General features: G+C 64.2%; 14 protein-coding genes. 4 read left to right on the forward strand and 10 right to left on the reverse strand.

What is annotated here, in order from left to right:
- Positions 1 to 94: 94 nt before the first annotated feature.
- Both IAG41_RS12375 and IAG41_RS12380 read right to left on the reverse strand, forming a co-directional pair.
- Entirely contained in the window at positions 95 to 598 is a 504-nt protein-coding gene (locus IAG41_RS12375; RefSeq protein ID WP_187728934.1) for an SRPBCC family protein, read from the reverse strand.
- Positions 582 to 938, reverse strand: a complete 357-nt coding sequence (locus tag IAG41_RS12380; protein ID WP_187728935.1) for an ArsR/SmtB family transcription factor — start codon at positions 936 to 938, stop codon at positions 582 to 584. The genes IAG41_RS12375 and IAG41_RS12380 overlap by 17 nt, the downstream gene beginning before the upstream one ends.
- 215 nt (positions 939 to 1,153) lie before the next feature.
- On the opposite strand from IAG41_RS12380, the gene IAG41_RS12385 reads away from it, so the two are divergent.
- Positions 1,154 to 2,095 (forward strand): glutaminase, encoded by a 942-nt coding sequence (locus IAG41_RS12385; RefSeq protein WP_187728936.1) that lies wholly within the window; start codon positions 1,154 to 1,156, stop codon positions 2,093 to 2,095.
- A 12-nt stretch (positions 2,096 to 2,107) separates the two neighbouring features.
- Here the strand turns inward: IAG41_RS12385 and IAG41_RS12390 are convergent, their stop codons facing one another.
- From IAG41_RS12390 to uvrB, 6 genes are all read right to left on the reverse strand, one after another.
- Positions 2,108 to 2,578: a YybH family protein gene (locus IAG41_RS12390; protein ID WP_187728937.1), complete on the reverse strand. Its 471-nt coding sequence runs from the start codon at positions 2,576 to 2,578 to the stop codon at positions 2,108 to 2,110.
- Positions 2,579 to 2,680: 102 nt separating this feature from the next.
- Positions 2,681 to 3,088, reverse strand: a complete 408-nt coding sequence (locus IAG41_RS12395) for a hypothetical protein (RefSeq protein WP_187728938.1) — start codon at positions 3,086 to 3,088, stop codon at positions 2,681 to 2,683.
- A gap of 429 nt (positions 3,089 to 3,517) precedes the next feature.
- Positions 3,518 to 4,072, reverse strand: a complete 555-nt coding sequence (locus IAG41_RS12400; RefSeq protein WP_187728939.1) for a hypothetical protein — start codon at positions 4,070 to 4,072, stop codon at positions 3,518 to 3,520.
- Between the two features lie 57 nt (positions 4,073 to 4,129).
- Positions 4,130 to 4,558: a hemerythrin domain-containing protein gene (locus IAG41_RS12405; RefSeq protein WP_187728940.1), complete on the reverse strand. Its 429-nt coding sequence runs from the start codon at positions 4,556 to 4,558 to the stop codon at positions 4,130 to 4,132.
- Positions 4,559 to 4,645: 87 nt separating this feature from the next.
- On the reverse strand, positions 4,646 to 5,800 hold the full coding sequence (locus IAG41_RS12410; RefSeq protein WP_262408640.1) for a glycoside hydrolase family 5 protein: 1,155 nt from the start codon (positions 5,798 to 5,800) through the stop codon (positions 4,646 to 4,648).
- 127 nt (positions 5,801 to 5,927) lie between these two features.
- Entirely contained in the window at positions 5,928 to 8,123 is a 2,196-nt protein-coding gene (gene uvrB / locus IAG41_RS12415; RefSeq protein WP_187728941.1) for an excinuclease ABC subunit UvrB, read from the reverse strand.
- Between the two features lie 493 nt (positions 8,124 to 8,616).
- Here uvrB and IAG41_RS12420 point away from each other — a divergent pair, with 493 nt between their 5' ends.
- Complete coding sequence (locus tag IAG41_RS12420) at positions 8,617 to 8,970, forward strand: hypothetical protein (protein ID WP_187728942.1); 354 nt, start codon at positions 8,617 to 8,619, stop codon at positions 8,968 to 8,970.
- A gap of 706 nt (positions 8,971 to 9,676) precedes the next feature.
- On the opposite strand, the gene IAG41_RS12425 is transcribed toward IAG41_RS12420, so the two are convergent.
- Positions 9,677 to 10,321 (reverse strand): hypothetical protein, encoded by a 645-nt coding sequence (locus IAG41_RS12425; protein ID WP_187728943.1) that lies wholly within the window; start codon positions 10,319 to 10,321, stop codon positions 9,677 to 9,679.
- 205 nt (positions 10,322 to 10,526) lie between these two features.
- Between IAG41_RS12425 and IAG41_RS12430 the strand changes: the two genes are divergently transcribed.
- The gene (locus tag IAG41_RS12430; RefSeq protein WP_187728944.1) at positions 10,527 to 12,158 is read left to right on the forward strand and encodes a hypothetical protein; all 1,632 of its coding nucleotides are present in this window, start codon (positions 10,527 to 10,529) and stop codon (positions 12,156 to 12,158) included.
- Between the two features lie 134 nt (positions 12,159 to 12,292).
- Positions 12,293 to 12,841 carry a DUF3617 domain-containing protein gene (locus IAG41_RS12435; protein ID WP_187728945.1) on the forward strand — a complete coding sequence of 183 codons (549 nt, stop codon included), beginning with the start codon at positions 12,293 to 12,295 and terminating at the stop codon, positions 12,839 to 12,841.
- A gap of 75 nt (positions 12,842 to 12,916) precedes the next feature.
- On the opposite strand, the gene IAG41_RS12440 is transcribed toward IAG41_RS12435, so the two are convergent.
- Positions 12,917 to 13,381 (reverse strand): hypothetical protein, encoded by a 465-nt coding sequence (locus IAG41_RS12440; RefSeq protein ID WP_187728946.1) that lies wholly within the window; start codon positions 13,379 to 13,381, stop codon positions 12,917 to 12,919.
- Positions 13,382 to 13,404 lie beyond the last annotated feature (23 nt).

The following is a 13,404-nucleotide window of genomic DNA, read 5'->3' on the forward strand; positions in this document are numbered from 1 at the left end:
TCAGACAGGGGCAGCTTTGCGCCCAGCTCCGGAATGGCCGGTGGAGTCACTTCCCAAGAACAGACGTTCCCCCGGGGCGAGTTTCCCGACCGCGCTACTCGCTTATGCTGGAAAGCAATTCGTCGAGCTGCTCCAGCTGCTCCGGCAATCCGGCCGCCGAGCCCTGCAGTGCTTCCTCAAGCGCCTCCTTGGACGGATAGACTTCGTGGAAATTCAGCAGCGTCTTCCCACCCTGGTCCTCGAAGGTCACGGTCGTGATCGCGCCCTCTTCGCCCTCATCGTTGGTCCAGACGATGCGCTCGTTCGGCACCACCTCGAGATACTTGCCATAGAAGGCCATGGTATCCGGGCCGCCGGCGCTGAATTCCAGCCGATATTTGCCGCCGGTACGGACGTCCATATCGCACGATACGAGCGAAACGCCGGATACCGATTTTGGCACCCACCAGCGCTGGAACAGTTCGGGCTGGCTCCACGCTTTGTAAACAATGCTCGGCGGCGCATTGAACGTCCGCGTTACGACGAGTTCGCGATGCCCCTTGCGCTCGACTGACGTGCGGTTCTGCGCACCACCTGCACTGCTAACTTGCTGATCCATCGCTTTCCTCCTGTTTCATTTCGCTGATGATTTCGTCCAATGCTTCGAAGCGGGCCTCGAAGAGTTTGCGGTGCGCCTCGATCCACTCGGCCTCCGCCTTGAGGCCGCGTTTCCCAAGCGCGCAGGTTCTCACCCGTCCGACCTTCTGCGTGACGACGAGCCCCGCCCGCTCCAGAACCTGGACGTGCTTCTTCATGCCAGTCAGCGTCATCTGGAACTTATCCGCGAGACTGGTGATCGACGCGTCCCCTCGCCCAAGCTGATCGATGATCCCGCGGCGGGTCGCATCGGACAGCGCCGCAAACGAGAGATCGAGGGGAGGGCTTGAATACTGAACCATATAGTTCAGTGTCTAACCTGCTCGCGCACGAAGCGCAAGCACCCCGGACTTCCCTGCTCTAGACCAGTCATTCGAGGTCATGCATCGCGGCGGCGGCAGCAAAAAATCGTATGCTGCGGGTCAAAAGCGGACCTTCCCCGACCCCAGCTCGCCTTTCCAAAGCGCAAATCTCCGCGCCATCTTGCTCCGCCTCCCACACCGTCTAGCAATGAAGCATGCCCGAGCTCTCCCAGATCGTCGCCGACATCGCCGCCGAAATCCGCGCCACCACCGATCGCGGCACGGTCGCCGACTATATCGAGCCCCTCGCCAGGATCGATCCGGCCTGCTTCGGTATCGCGATCACCACCGCCGACGGCACCGAGCATGTCGCAGGCGATGCCGACGCGCCCTTCTCGATCCAGTCGATCTCCAAGGTCTTCGCGCTCACCCTCGCGCTCGGCGCGGTCGGCGATCAATTGTGGAAACGCGTCGGCCGCGAGCCCTCGGGCAGCGCGTTCAATTCGATCGTCCAGCTCGAGACTGAGCATGGCATCCCACGCAATCCCTTCATCAATGCCGGGGCGATCGTCGTCTCGGACATATTGCTCGGCCGCAGCGCGCCGGGCGAGGCGATCGGAGAGCTGCTACGCTTCGTCCGCGGCCTCGCCGGAGACGAGGCGATCTTCATCGACGAAGCCGTCGCGCGCGCCGAACAGGATACCGGCTTCCGCAACATCGCGCTCGCCAATTACATGCGCGCCTTCGGCAATCTGGTGAATTCGCCCGAGTGTGCGCTGGGCGTCTATTTCCACCACTGCGCGCTGGCGATGAGCTGCCGCCAGCTCGCGCGCGCCGGGCGGTTCCTGATGAACGGCGGCGTGATCCCGGAGACCGGCCACAGTATCGTCTCGCCGCAGCGCGCGCGCCGCATCAACGCGCTGATGCTCACCTGCGGTCATTATGACGGCTCGGGCGAGTTCGCCTATCGCGTCGGCCTGCCCGGCAAGTCGGGGGTCGGCGGCGGCATCCTCGCAGTCGCACCGGGCATCGCCTCGATCGCGGTCTGGTCGCCGGGTCTCAACGAACGCGGCAATTCCCAGCTCGGCGTGCTAGCGCTCGAGCGGCTGGTGGCGCGCACCGGCTGGTCGATATTCGAGCCGCGCGAAGGCGGCTGAAGCACGCCGGGGTTATTTGACCGGCGTCGCGTTCGGCCCGGTCCAGGTCCAGGCGGCGATCTTCCAGCCCGCAGCGGTCTTGCGCAGCGCGAAGGTCATCTGCGCGACCTCGGACATGGCGGTGCCCTTCTGCTTGAAGCGATAGGTCGACGGCACGATCACATAGGCGCTGTCCCCCGTGACGAGCGTGCGCGTCGGCGTGCCGAGCTCGACCGACTGATCGGTGATGCCCTGCGCCGCGCTGTCTTTCATCAGATCGGCGACCCAGGCGTCGAACGCGCCGGGCCCGCGCCAGATATAAGGCGATACTTCGTCGACGATCACTGCATCGGCATGGTGCGTCGCGCGCGCCGCGGCGACATCGCCCTTGTTGAAGCCGTCCATGAACTGGGAGATGGGCGCCGAAACCGCGGCGTCCTGCGCCATGGCCTGCCCCGGAAATAATGCGAACAGCGCCAGCAGCGCGGCAATCATCGTCTTCATGGCATTCCCCGTTCCTGTGCCGGGAGCGTAACCCGAGCGCCCAGTTGAGTCACGCGGCGAGCCCTGTCCCATTGGGGCTAGACGGACGGCCAATTGGCCCGCTCAGGTGCAAAGCGCGTTGCGCAGCCCTTCGATCTTAGTCACGCGGTTCTGCTCGGCGCTCCACCAGATACGGGCGATCTGGACACAGGGCACGCCCTTGCGCTGCCATTGCGCATAGTGCGACGGTGGACTGACCTTGAAACCCTGCGCGAGCAGTTCGGCGATCACGGCCGATTCCGGCGTCCCGACAGGAAAACGGGCACGCGCGCGATCCGTCAGCGCCCCGGTTGCCGCCTCATAGGTCTGGGGAAGGCCACGCAGCAGCGGCGGCTCGGATGCCTCGCGTGGCTCGGGAAACAGCAGATTGCCGACGAGCACGACGACCAGACCCAGCACGACCCCGCCGATCACGGTGCGCACCCAGCGAATGCGGGGTCGCGAGCTATCTGTCTGTGCGGACGTTTCCATCGGCGCGCCATAGCAGAAAATGAAAGAGGCCGCCGGGCCCCGTCAGGGTACCCGGCGACCTCCGACATGGTCAGCGGCCGGAAGCTCCAGCAGGGGAGACCATGCGGACCGCTTTGCTGCCAGCGGGCGAGCGTTGGTTGGAGGAGGATACCTCCCGCTCACCATACGGACGGAGGGCTTCCGTCCGCGCTTTCAGCTCAGCGGCGCGTCTCCCGAACGAACTGAACCGACCCCATTGCTGAACCATGAGACATCGGATCACCTCCTTTCGCTAGTTGAAGAACGAGCGTGCGTCACTGCACGAACGAATCATGAATCACCCTGAGTCGCAGAACAAGTCTTGTAATGTTTTTTTATATGAGCGATTCTGGAAGTCTTGGGGATGAGCGAAGCGTAACGCCGCCTCCGGTTCCTGGAATTCCCCGATTTTCAGCCGCGGCAGTCTTCCACGACGCGCAGCGTCTCGGCCCAGGCAGGCACCACCAGCTCCTGCAGGCCGTCCACCTCGACCACGAACCGCCCGCGGCTGAAGCCGATCGCGTCGAGCAACGGATCGCGCGCACCAAGCTCGACCGCGAGATAGGGAGGCGTACCGCCGGTCGGCAGCGCCGCGAGCCGGCGCTCCAGGCTGGTCGTGCGGATTCTGTATCCGCCGCCGCCCTCGCCCCGGCGCGAGAGGTAGATGCGCCCGCGTGCGCGGTCGCAGCGCAACGTCAGCTCGGCATCCTGACCCGCACGTCCGAACAGCGCGATGCTGCCGCGCTCGTCCTGGCGATAGGCCCAGGTGCCCGGCGTCAGCGGCCAGTCGCGCCAGTCCTCGGAACGGGGCATCGGCAGACCAGCCGTCCCATAGGGCAAGGTTTCCGTCACGGTTACGGGCGCGGGCGCAGCGGGCGCCGGCACCACCTTGGCGGTGGTCGAGCATCCGCCCAGCGCGAGCGCGGCTGACGAAACAAGGCTGGCGAGCACTAGGATGCGGCGCATGGCGCGCCTTATGGGGGAAGAGTCCGGGAGGCTCAACCTAGTGTCAGCGGGCCCCGGTCATGCCGCGGCGCGGCGCTGCGCCAGCCGCTCGACATGCGCGTAGAGCACTTGCTCCTCGAGGAAGATGCGGCTGTTGAGGTGCATCACCATCGCCTCGGTCTCGGCGCGGAAGGCTGCCCATTCGCTGGCGACCCGGTCGACCGGCCAGGCCCCGATATAGCGCGAGAAATCGGGGGCAAGCTGGCCATGTTCCTGGCGGTAGCGCCAGGCGACCGCCGTCGCCGACGCGTCGCCCGAAGCGACGAGTTGCTCATACACGACGCGATCCTCGCGGACGCAATGGTCGCTCAGCTTCTGCGCCATCCGCCAGCGCAGCATCGCCACCGCGGCGGGATCGGGGACGAGGTTCTGCACGACGCGAAGCAGCGTTGCCGCCTGCTCCTCGAGTTCACGATGCTCGATACGAAGGTCGAGAATCGACGTCATGCGTTCCCCTTTCGACCGGCATAGAGCAGCTTCCGGCCAGAATGGGCATTCCGTAGAGTCCCGTGGGGCTTGCCCCGCGCGCCGCCGCTATTGCAGCGTCGTCGTGGTCCGGATCGCCTCGACCATGCCGGGCAGCCAGGTGTTGCCGTCGCGCAGCCGGAAGGTGTTGGTATAGGCCCAGGCGCAGCTCTGCACCCCGATCGACGCGTATGCGGCGGTGATCGTGCCGTAATAATTGACCCGCTCGGCCAGCGGCACGCCGGGATCGTCGTTGGCGCCATATTCGCCGACGAACACCGCGCGGCCCGTCCGCGTCATGTAATCGCGCACCTTCTGCAGATTGGCGTCGAGTTCGGCCTTGTCGGCCGCGTCCCCGAACGTCCGGCCGAGCGGCGGCGTCGGCGTGATCCAGCTCGCGCCCTGATGGGTGAAGGCGAACGGGTCATAGGTATGAATCGTCGCGATCACATAGGGGTCCGCCGGCAGCGCCAGGGTCGCCAGCGACGCCACCCCGCTCCAATTCTGCCCGCCGACGATCACCGGCCGCGTCGGATTGGTGGCGCGGACATTGGCGAGCGCCGGCGCGAGTATGCCGGGCAAATTGCTGTCGTTGAGCGCGCCGTTGGGCTCGTTCATCAGCTCGAACCAGACGCTCGCCACCGGCTCGTCGGCGAACGCCGCGCCGATCTGCTTCCACAACTCGGCGAAGCGCGTGGCGTGCGCGGCGGGATCGGTCGCCATCTCGTCATAGTGATGCAGGTTGAGGATGACGTTCAGCCCCGCGGCCCGCGCGGTATCCACCACGTGCCGCACCCGCGCCATCCACGCCGCGTCGATCGTATAGGGCGCCGCGGCCAGCGCATGCGTCGACCAGCGCACCGGCAGCCGGATCGTGTTGAACCCCGCCGCCCGGATGGTTGCGAAGTCGCCGTCCACGATCGCGCGGCCCCAATCGCCTTCGTTGGGCGCTTCCAGATGGTTGCCCATGTTCACGCACTTGCCGATCGGCAGCGCAATGCCGGCGCTCGGGCGGAACGCCACGGCCGGCGCATAATCCGCCGCGCTCGCCTTAGGCGCGGGAGCGGGCGTCGGCAGCGGGGTGGGAGAAGGCGTGGGAAGCGGGATCGGCGTTGGCGTGGGCGTCGGCATGGGCGCGGGGTTCATCCCCGAAGAGCCGCCGTCACTGCACGCGGTCAGGCCGAGCACGACCAGGCTCGAGAAGAACAGGCTGTTGCGCAACATCGTATCTCTCCCAAACGCCCCCGCTCGGGATGGAAACTCGCATTTCCGTGCATGCTTAACGCCGGAAACACTTTACGCAAGAAACTGTAAAATCAGGCGGCGGGGGGTTTGTTCCCGGTCCGCAACGTCAGCGCGTCCTGCCCCCGCTTATCCGCATCTTCGACTGCTTGCCGTAGCGCGTCTTGCGCGTCCCCGGCTTGCCTTCGTTGCTGCGGCCCATGATCGGCGCCTTGTGCTCGCCCGCCGGCAGGCCGAGCTCCTCGGCCTCGAGGCTGCGGATCTCGTCGCGCAGCCGCCCGGCTTCCTCGAACTCCAGGTTCGCCGCGGCGTCGCGCATCTTCTTCTCGAGGCTCTCGATATACGAGCGCAGATTGTGCCCCACCATGTGCGGCCGATCCTCGTCGATCGCGACCGTCACCTGGTCCTTCGACGCCACATGCGCGATGATGTCGCCGATGTTGCGCTTGATCGTCGCGGGCGTGATGCCGTGCTCGGTATTGTAGGCATGCTGCTTCTCGCGCCGCCGCCCGGTCTCCGCCAACGCCCGCTCCATGCTGCCGGTGATGCGGTCGGCATAGAGGATCACCCGCCCCTCGACGTTGCGCGCCGCGCGGCCGATCGTCTGGATCAGCGACGTCTCCGAGCGCAGGAACCCTTCCTTGTCGGCATCGAGGATCGCGACCAGCCCGCACTCGGGGATATCGAGCCCCTCGCGCAGCAAATTGATCCCCACCAGCACATCGTACACGCCCATCCGCAAATCGCGGATCAGCTCGATCCGCTCCAGCGTCTCGGTGTCCGAGTGCATGTAGCGGACCTTCACCCCCGCCTCGTGCATATATTCGGTCAGATCCTCCGCCATCCGCTTGGTCAGCGTCGTCACCAGCGTGCGATACCCCATCTCGGCGGTCTTCTTCGCCTCGACGATCAAATCCTGCACCTGCTCCTCGACCGGCTTGATCTCCACCGGCGGATCGATGAGGCCCGTGGGGCGGATCACCTGCTCGACGAACACGCCGCCGGTCCGCTCCATCTCCCATGAGCCCGGCGTCGCCGACACATACGTCGTCTGCGGCCGCATCGCGTCCCATTCGTTGAACCGCAAAGGCCTATTGTCGATCGCGCTCGGCAGGCGGAAGCCGTACTCCGCCAGCGTGATCTTGCGCTTGTGGTCGCCCCGCGACATGCCGTTGATCTGGCCGATCGTCTGGTGGCTCTCGTCGACGAACAGCAGCGCATTCTCCGGCAGATATTCGAACAGCGTGGGCGGCGGCTCGCCGGGCAGGCGCCCGGTCAGGAAGCGCGAGTAATTCTCGATCCCCGCGCAGCTTCCCGTTGCCGCGATCATCTCGAGGTCGAAATTGGTCCGTTGCTCCAGCCGCTGCAGCTCGAGCAACTTGCCCTCGATCTCCAGTTCCTTCAGCCGCTCGGTCAGCTCGTGGCGGATGCCCTCCATCGCCTGCTTGAGCGTCGGCCCCGGCGTCACATAGTGCGAGTTGGCGAAGACGCGGACATAGTCCAGGCTCGCCACCTTGCTGCCCGTCAGCGGATCGAACTCGACGATCTCCTCCACATCGTCGCCGAAGAACGACACGCGCCAGGCGGTGTCCTCATAGTGCGACGGGAAGATCTCCAGGCTGTCGCCGCGCACCCGGAAATTGCCGCGCGCAAAGGCGGCGTCGTTGCGCTTGTACTGCAGCGCGACCAGCTTGCGGATGATCTCGCGCTGGTCGACCACCTGGCCCTTCTTCAAATCGAAGATCATCGCCGAATAGGTCTCGACCGAGCCGATGCCGTACAGGCACGAGACCGAGGCGACGATGATCACGTCGTCGCGCTCCAGCAAAGATCGCGTCGCCGAATGCCGCATCCGGTCGATCGCCTCGTTCACCGAGCTTTCCTTCTCGATGTACGTGTCGGAGCGCGGCACATAGGCCTCGGGCTGGTAGTAATCGTAATAGCTGACGAAATACTCGACCGCATTCTCGGGAAAGAAGCTCTTGAACTCGCCATAGAGCTGCGCGGCCAGGATCTTGTTGGGCGCCAGGATCAGCGCCGGGCGCTGCAATTCCTCGATCACCTTGGCCATCGTATAGGTCTTGCCGGAGCCGGTGACCCCGAGCAGTACCTGGTCCCGCTCGCCGGCCAGCGCCTGCTCGACCAGCTCGGGGATCGCATAGCGCTGGTCGCCCGAGGGTTCATAGTCGCTGACGAGCTTGAAGCGCTTGCCGCCCTCGATCTTGTCGGGACGGTTCGGGCGATGGGGGACGAAGTCGGTCCCGGTCTCGGGCTCGGCTAGGCTGGTGCGGATCTGGATTGCCATAAGGGGAATATGGGGCTCCGAGGGGGACGGTGCAATCGAACGCTGTCCGCGGCCTGCCGCCGGATCACAACAAGTTAGCGGCTAGCCCCGTATAGCGTGTTCTGCTTATGTTCTCAAGACGGCAACTCACGATTCACTCCTGATCCAGCACGCGATGGCAGTCCTCCGCAGTTCGATTGCGGAAGAGGGGCTGGGAAGGCCGCTTACGCCGTGCGAGAAGCTGGCGTACCGCGCTCTGTTGCCCGTGCTAGGCAAGCGCTCGCTGGTGCACTTCTGCGACCTCGTGAACAGCTGCGACCCGCTCTATCGGCGATCGCATCTATCGCTGGCCTATGACGCTATGGAGCGGAACGTACAGCGCACCATTCGCACTTGTTCCAAATGACGTTGGTATCGACAATTTTTTGGAGTTTGCGGAGATCGAAGAGTTGCAGGTGTGCTGGCCTTGCAGCCGACAAAGGTTGAAAACGGGCGCAACGGAGGGAGAGGAAAAATGGATTTCAAGGGCTTCGAACCCGGCAAAAAATATCGATATGGTTGGTATCGGCCTCAAACCAGAAACCCCCTCCAGAGAGGAAACGTAGACCCCCCGGTTACTCTGGGAGATTGGATAGAATATCAACGCCACACCAGCTTCATTCCTCAGCTTAAACCTATAGTAATCGACTTTCTCGCGCTTGACGCTGAGGCAGCATCAGCGGCAACTCTTAACGAAGATGTTGTCGCAACTTTGGGCGATGACCTGATGAAGCCTATTACCTTGGAAACTCTGGCCTTGGCCCAGCGGAGGGTGAATGCTTTTCTTGCAGCTGCGAGCGGTTTCGAGAAAGGGCTCTGCATTATGTAAGCGAAGAATGGGGTAGCGACAGCACCCAAAGGAAATCACTTAAAGATCATTATTCGTTCTTATATGATGAATATTTTAGCTATCGTTTTCTTCACAATTTACGCAACTATTCTCAACACCGGTCCCTCCCTCTATCTAATATACGTACCTACGCTGAGCCATCACCAAACGGTGAATTCTTATTTCGGGCTGAGATACAAATCGACTCTGTTAAAATTATACAAGAAGACAAAACAAACGCAAAAGTTCGCGCGGAACTGAAAAATTTAGACGCCCCAAATATAGACGTTGTACCGATGCTAATTGAATATCGAGAGATATTGTCATCTATAATGATGGAAGTATTGTATTTGTATGAAAATAACTTAAAATTATTCGCCGATTACAAAAAGTTGCTATATAAAGGACTTCGGGTCCCGTCCGGAGTGGTTCCGGTTATATGGGAGGAATCCACAACGATAAGTGGTCAGGCAATAAGCCATCATTTCGGATTCGATGATCTTGCCAAGATAGTACAACTTCGTACGCGGCTAATGGCCCAACTTACTTCGCCAACGTAATTATTCCTGCAGGAACGGGCATATCATTAAGCCGAGATTGCCATCCCTAGGTTGGCCGAAGATAACCCGCCCAATGCCGCCCAAGAAATATTAGAAATCGGTAGTTTACTCCTACCTTGCTCGGTAATGCGGTTCGCGCCACGTTATTACGAGATTCTTTTGATCAACTTGGAAACTTGAGGAACGGAAAGCCGAATGTAGGGCTTACTTTCATCATCCACCTCCCATGCGGCACGAACTTCATTCTCCCACTTCTTGTCGATGTTTTTGTAGAATGGCCCCTCGGGCAGGACTTCGCCACTCCGATCGACATCGCTAGAACGTCGGCAATATCGAACGGGTTGGCAGTCATAATTTCCAAGCAGCCCTCCTGAGGCGAGCTTTATTTGCCAAGCGAATTCCCGAAGATTCTCTATAAAAAATATGTGCTCGCCCATATCCGCTCGGCGCAAGTCCGGCTGCGAAGACGCACAGAATACATAGAAGGGCTGCACGCGGAATTGGAAGCTACAACCTTCGAATGAATGACCACTTCCCATCATGGCCTCCATTCTCCGAGACAAAAAAACTTGCGCCGGATTGAACACTCCCCCCGGCATACCAGCCCAAATCCTTTGGGCGCTGTATCTGACGACCCCCTCGAGCTGATCGGCTCTATCCCCTTCCATTTCGCGATAAGCGTTAAGTGTCGCGAGCTGAATCGACTCGCCACTCGCAAACGCGTCCCCGAACTTCGCAGGAACATGCTTGTAAGCCGAGATCGCGGATGGCGGGATTGCTAAGATCGACATGAGATCCGCCTTATCACGGCAGCTTTCCTCGACCACTATCCCGGGCAACGCACCCGGAGGAGAGCGCACGCACCGCCTTATCGCCGCGAAGACCGGCAAGGAGAAGCTCGCCCCCCCTAGCCCTCCCATGAACAACCCCCTCACGGCCAATTCAGGAACGTAGGCGCATTCCCCATGGTTGAGGGGGCATCGAGGAGAGGATGCCATGACCAACCGTTTCCGAATGCGTCGCCGCGGCGCGACGATGACCGCGATCGTCGCGCTTGCGGCTGTGCTGGCGGGCTGCAACCCGGGTCCCGCGAGCCAGACCGGCGCGGAAAATCCCGATCTCAACCAGTCGGCGGCGCTGCCGCCCTTGCCCGCCACGCTGCCGCTCGACGCCGGCGCCGCGACCGCGATCGCCGCCGCGCCGCCCGCCGCGCGGCTTCCCGCCGCCCGGCCGATCCAGACGGTCCGCGTCGCCCGGCCGGATGACGCCTGGGCCTATGCCGACGATGCGCGCGATTTCAGCGAGGTCGTCTATGACGCGCCGCCCGATTACGGCTTCGACTATGACGGGGTCGAGCCCTGGGCCTGGCAGGGCTATGACGATTCGCAGGTCTTCGCCGAGCCGGTCGATGACGGCTATCGCTATTATTATTACCGGCCGGGCGCCAACCGGCCCTATTATGTCCGCGATGCCGATTATGGCTATGGCTATGACGGCGATCGCCTCGCCGTGGTCTATGGCCCGCGCGGCGACGTCCTCCCTTATGACAGCTACGGCCAGCGCGCCGATTATGCCGGACGCTATCTGAACCGGGGCGAGGCGCTCTATCGCGCGTCGCGCGAGCGGCAGCGCCGCGCCGTCATCGCCGCCAACTGGTCCGCGCGCCAGCAGGCGATCGCCCTATCGCAGCGGCGCTGGGCGGCCGAGCAGGCGCAGCAGCGCGACTGGCAGGCCTATCATGCCCGCAACGCCCCGCGCGCCAACGGCTATTGGCAGCAGGAGCGTGTGCGCCGCGTCGCCGATACGCGCCAATATGCCGAATGGCGCGGCCGCGGTTTCAACGCCGCCCCGCCACCGCCGCGCGTGATCCCCGAGCGCTGGCAGAGAGCCGATTGGGCGCGCGATCGCACCCGCTATGTCGCCGATGTCCGGCAGGCCGCCGAGGAGCGGCAACAAGCCGCGCAACGCCAGCAGGCCGAGCAGCGCCAGCAGGCGGCGCAGCATGCGCAGCTCCGCCAGCGCCAGGTCGCCGATCAACGCCTCCAGCAGCAGCAAGTCCGTCAGCAACAGGTCGCGCAGCAACAGGCGCAGCGCGCCACCCAGGCCCAGCGCCAGCTCCAGGTCCGTCAGCAGCAGGCCGCCCGGCAGCAGGCGCAGCGCGTCCAGGGTGAGCGCCAGCAACAGGTCGCGCAGCAACAGGCGCAGCGCGCCACCCAGGCCCAGCGCCAGCTCCAGGTCCGTCAGCAGCAGGCCGTCCAGCAACCGGCGCAGCGTGTCCAGGCGCAACGCCAGCAGCAGGTAGCGCAGCAACGCGCCCAGCAGGCGCAGGTCCAGGCGCGTAGCCGCCAGCAGCAGCGCGAGGCCCAGCAGCAGAGCCAGCGCGCCACGCAGGTCCGCGCACAACAGGGGCAGGCGGCGCGGAACGCCCAGGCCGACCGGGCACGCCAGATGCAGGCCCAGCGCCAAGTCCAGGTCGCCCAGCGCCAGGCCCAGGTCGCGCAGGCGCGCCAGGCCCAAGCCGCGCAGCGCCCGTCGCAGCCGGCGCGGGTCCAGCAGGCCCGGCCTGTCCGGCCGGTAGCCGGCCCGCCGAAACGTCCGGACCGCCCGGACCGGAAGGATCACCCCTAGAACCCGGGAAGGGGCGGCCTGCACGGGCCGCCTTTTTCAACGTCCGCGGCTATCGCATTGCCATCGCGCCCGAACCCGGCGACACTCCGGGACAAACTCATGGGAGAGATGCCGATGCCCGCCTGATCGCTGCCTTGCCCGTCCTTTTCGCCCTCGCCGCCTGCAACCAGCAGCAGTCCACCGCCGATACCGCGGCGAAGACCGGCGAGGTATCGCTCACCAATGCCTCGGCCGCCGAAGTCGCGAAGCAGGCCCAGGCGGCGGGGGGCGCGCATTTCACGCCCGGCGAATGGGAGACGACGGTCGAGGTCACCGATATGGAGCTGCCCGGCGTGCCGCCGCAGATGCGCGACCAGATGAAGAAGACGCTGATGTCCACCAGCAAGGTGGTCAAGACCTGCATGACCCCCGAACAGGCCGCCAAGCCCGAAGCGGGCGTGCTGACCGGCAAGAATGACGGCCGCTGCACCTACAAGAACTTCAATATGGCGAGCGGCCGGATCGATGCGACCATGATCTGCGCGGGCCAGCAGGGCGCCGAGATGACGCAGACGATCGCGGGCACCTATACCGATACCAGCTTCGCGCTCGCCTCCTCGATGGACGCGACCGGCGGCCCCGGCGGCGGCATGAAGATGAAGGCGAAGACCGCCGGCCGGCGCATCGGCGAGTGCAAGGGCTGACGGCGGAAGGGTCGCGCGATCTCCTAATTCGCCACCCCGGCCCGAGTGCCGGGGTCCACGCCTCCGGCCGCGCGGCTATTCGCTCCGGCGATAGGCGATTCGCCACATCACCACGCCGATGGCGCCCGCGGCCAGCGCCAGCACCGCGCTCGACAGGATCGCGCTCACCCAGCGGTAGAGCAAAGCGCGGCCGTCCATCGGCGGCATCTCGAACAGCCCGAAGCCATAGGTCTGCGCGCCGACGAAGATCGCCATCGCGGTGACCGCGCCGACCAGGGCGGCGTGGCGGGCACGGCGAAGGCCGGCGACGTGCATGACGAGCCAGAGCGGCCCGCCCACCGCGGTGATGGCGATCGCGGCGAAGATGCTGCCGATCATCCAGCCGCTGACGATCGACACCGGATCGTGCCGCCCGCCGGCGAGCACCAGCACGACGATGATGATCCCGGCCAGCAGGCTCCCCGCGCCGAGTGCGATGCCGGCGCGGTCGATGCTCGTGTCATAGCGGTGCCCGGCGCTGCGGGCGCGTCTGTCGGTCACGTTGCGGGCTCCCCTCCCGACGC

The organism is Sphingomonas sp. JC676 (genome assembly GCF_014489075.1).
Lineage (GTDB): Bacteria > Pseudomonadota > Alphaproteobacteria > Sphingomonadales > Sphingomonadaceae > Sphingomonas.

Coding starts and splice junctions, on each gene's coding strand:
- IAG41_RS12375 (WP_187728934.1), bottom strand. CDS start 598: ATGGATCAGCAAGTTAGCAGTGCAGGTGGTGCGCAGAACCGCACGTCA.
- IAG41_RS12380 (WP_187728935.1), bottom strand. CDS start 938: ATGGTTCAGTATTCAAGCCCTCCCCTCGATCTCTCGTTTGCGGCGCTG.
- IAG41_RS12385 (WP_187728936.1), top strand. CDS start 1,154: ATGCCCGAGCTCTCCCAGATCGTCGCCGACATCGCCGCCGAAATCCGC.
- IAG41_RS12390 (WP_187728937.1), bottom strand. CDS start 2,578: ATGAAGACGATGATTGCCGCGCTGCTGGCGCTGTTCGCATTATTTCCG.
- IAG41_RS12395 (WP_187728938.1), bottom strand. CDS start 3,088: ATGGAAACGTCCGCACAGACAGATAGCTCGCGACCCCGCATTCGCTGG.
- IAG41_RS12400 (WP_187728939.1), bottom strand. CDS start 4,072: ATGCGCCGCATCCTAGTGCTCGCCAGCCTTGTTTCGTCAGCCGCGCTC.
- IAG41_RS12405 (WP_187728940.1), bottom strand. CDS start 4,558: ATGACGTCGATTCTCGACCTTCGTATCGAGCATCGTGAACTCGAGGAG.
- IAG41_RS12410 (WP_262408640.1), bottom strand. CDS start 5,800: ATGTTGCGCAACAGCCTGTTCTTCTCGAGCCTGGTCGTGCTCGGCCTG.
- uvrB (WP_187728941.1), bottom strand. CDS start 8,123: ATGGCAATCCAGATCCGCACCAGCCTAGCCGAGCCCGAGACCGGGACC.
- IAG41_RS12420 (WP_187728942.1), top strand. CDS start 8,617: ATGGATTTCAAGGGCTTCGAACCCGGCAAAAAATATCGATATGGTTGG.
- IAG41_RS12425 (WP_187728943.1), bottom strand. CDS start 10,321: ATGTCGATCTTAGCAATCCCGCCATCCGCGATCTCGGCTTACAAGCAT.
- IAG41_RS12430 (WP_187728944.1), top strand. CDS start 10,527: ATGACCAACCGTTTCCGAATGCGTCGCCGCGGCGCGACGATGACCGCG.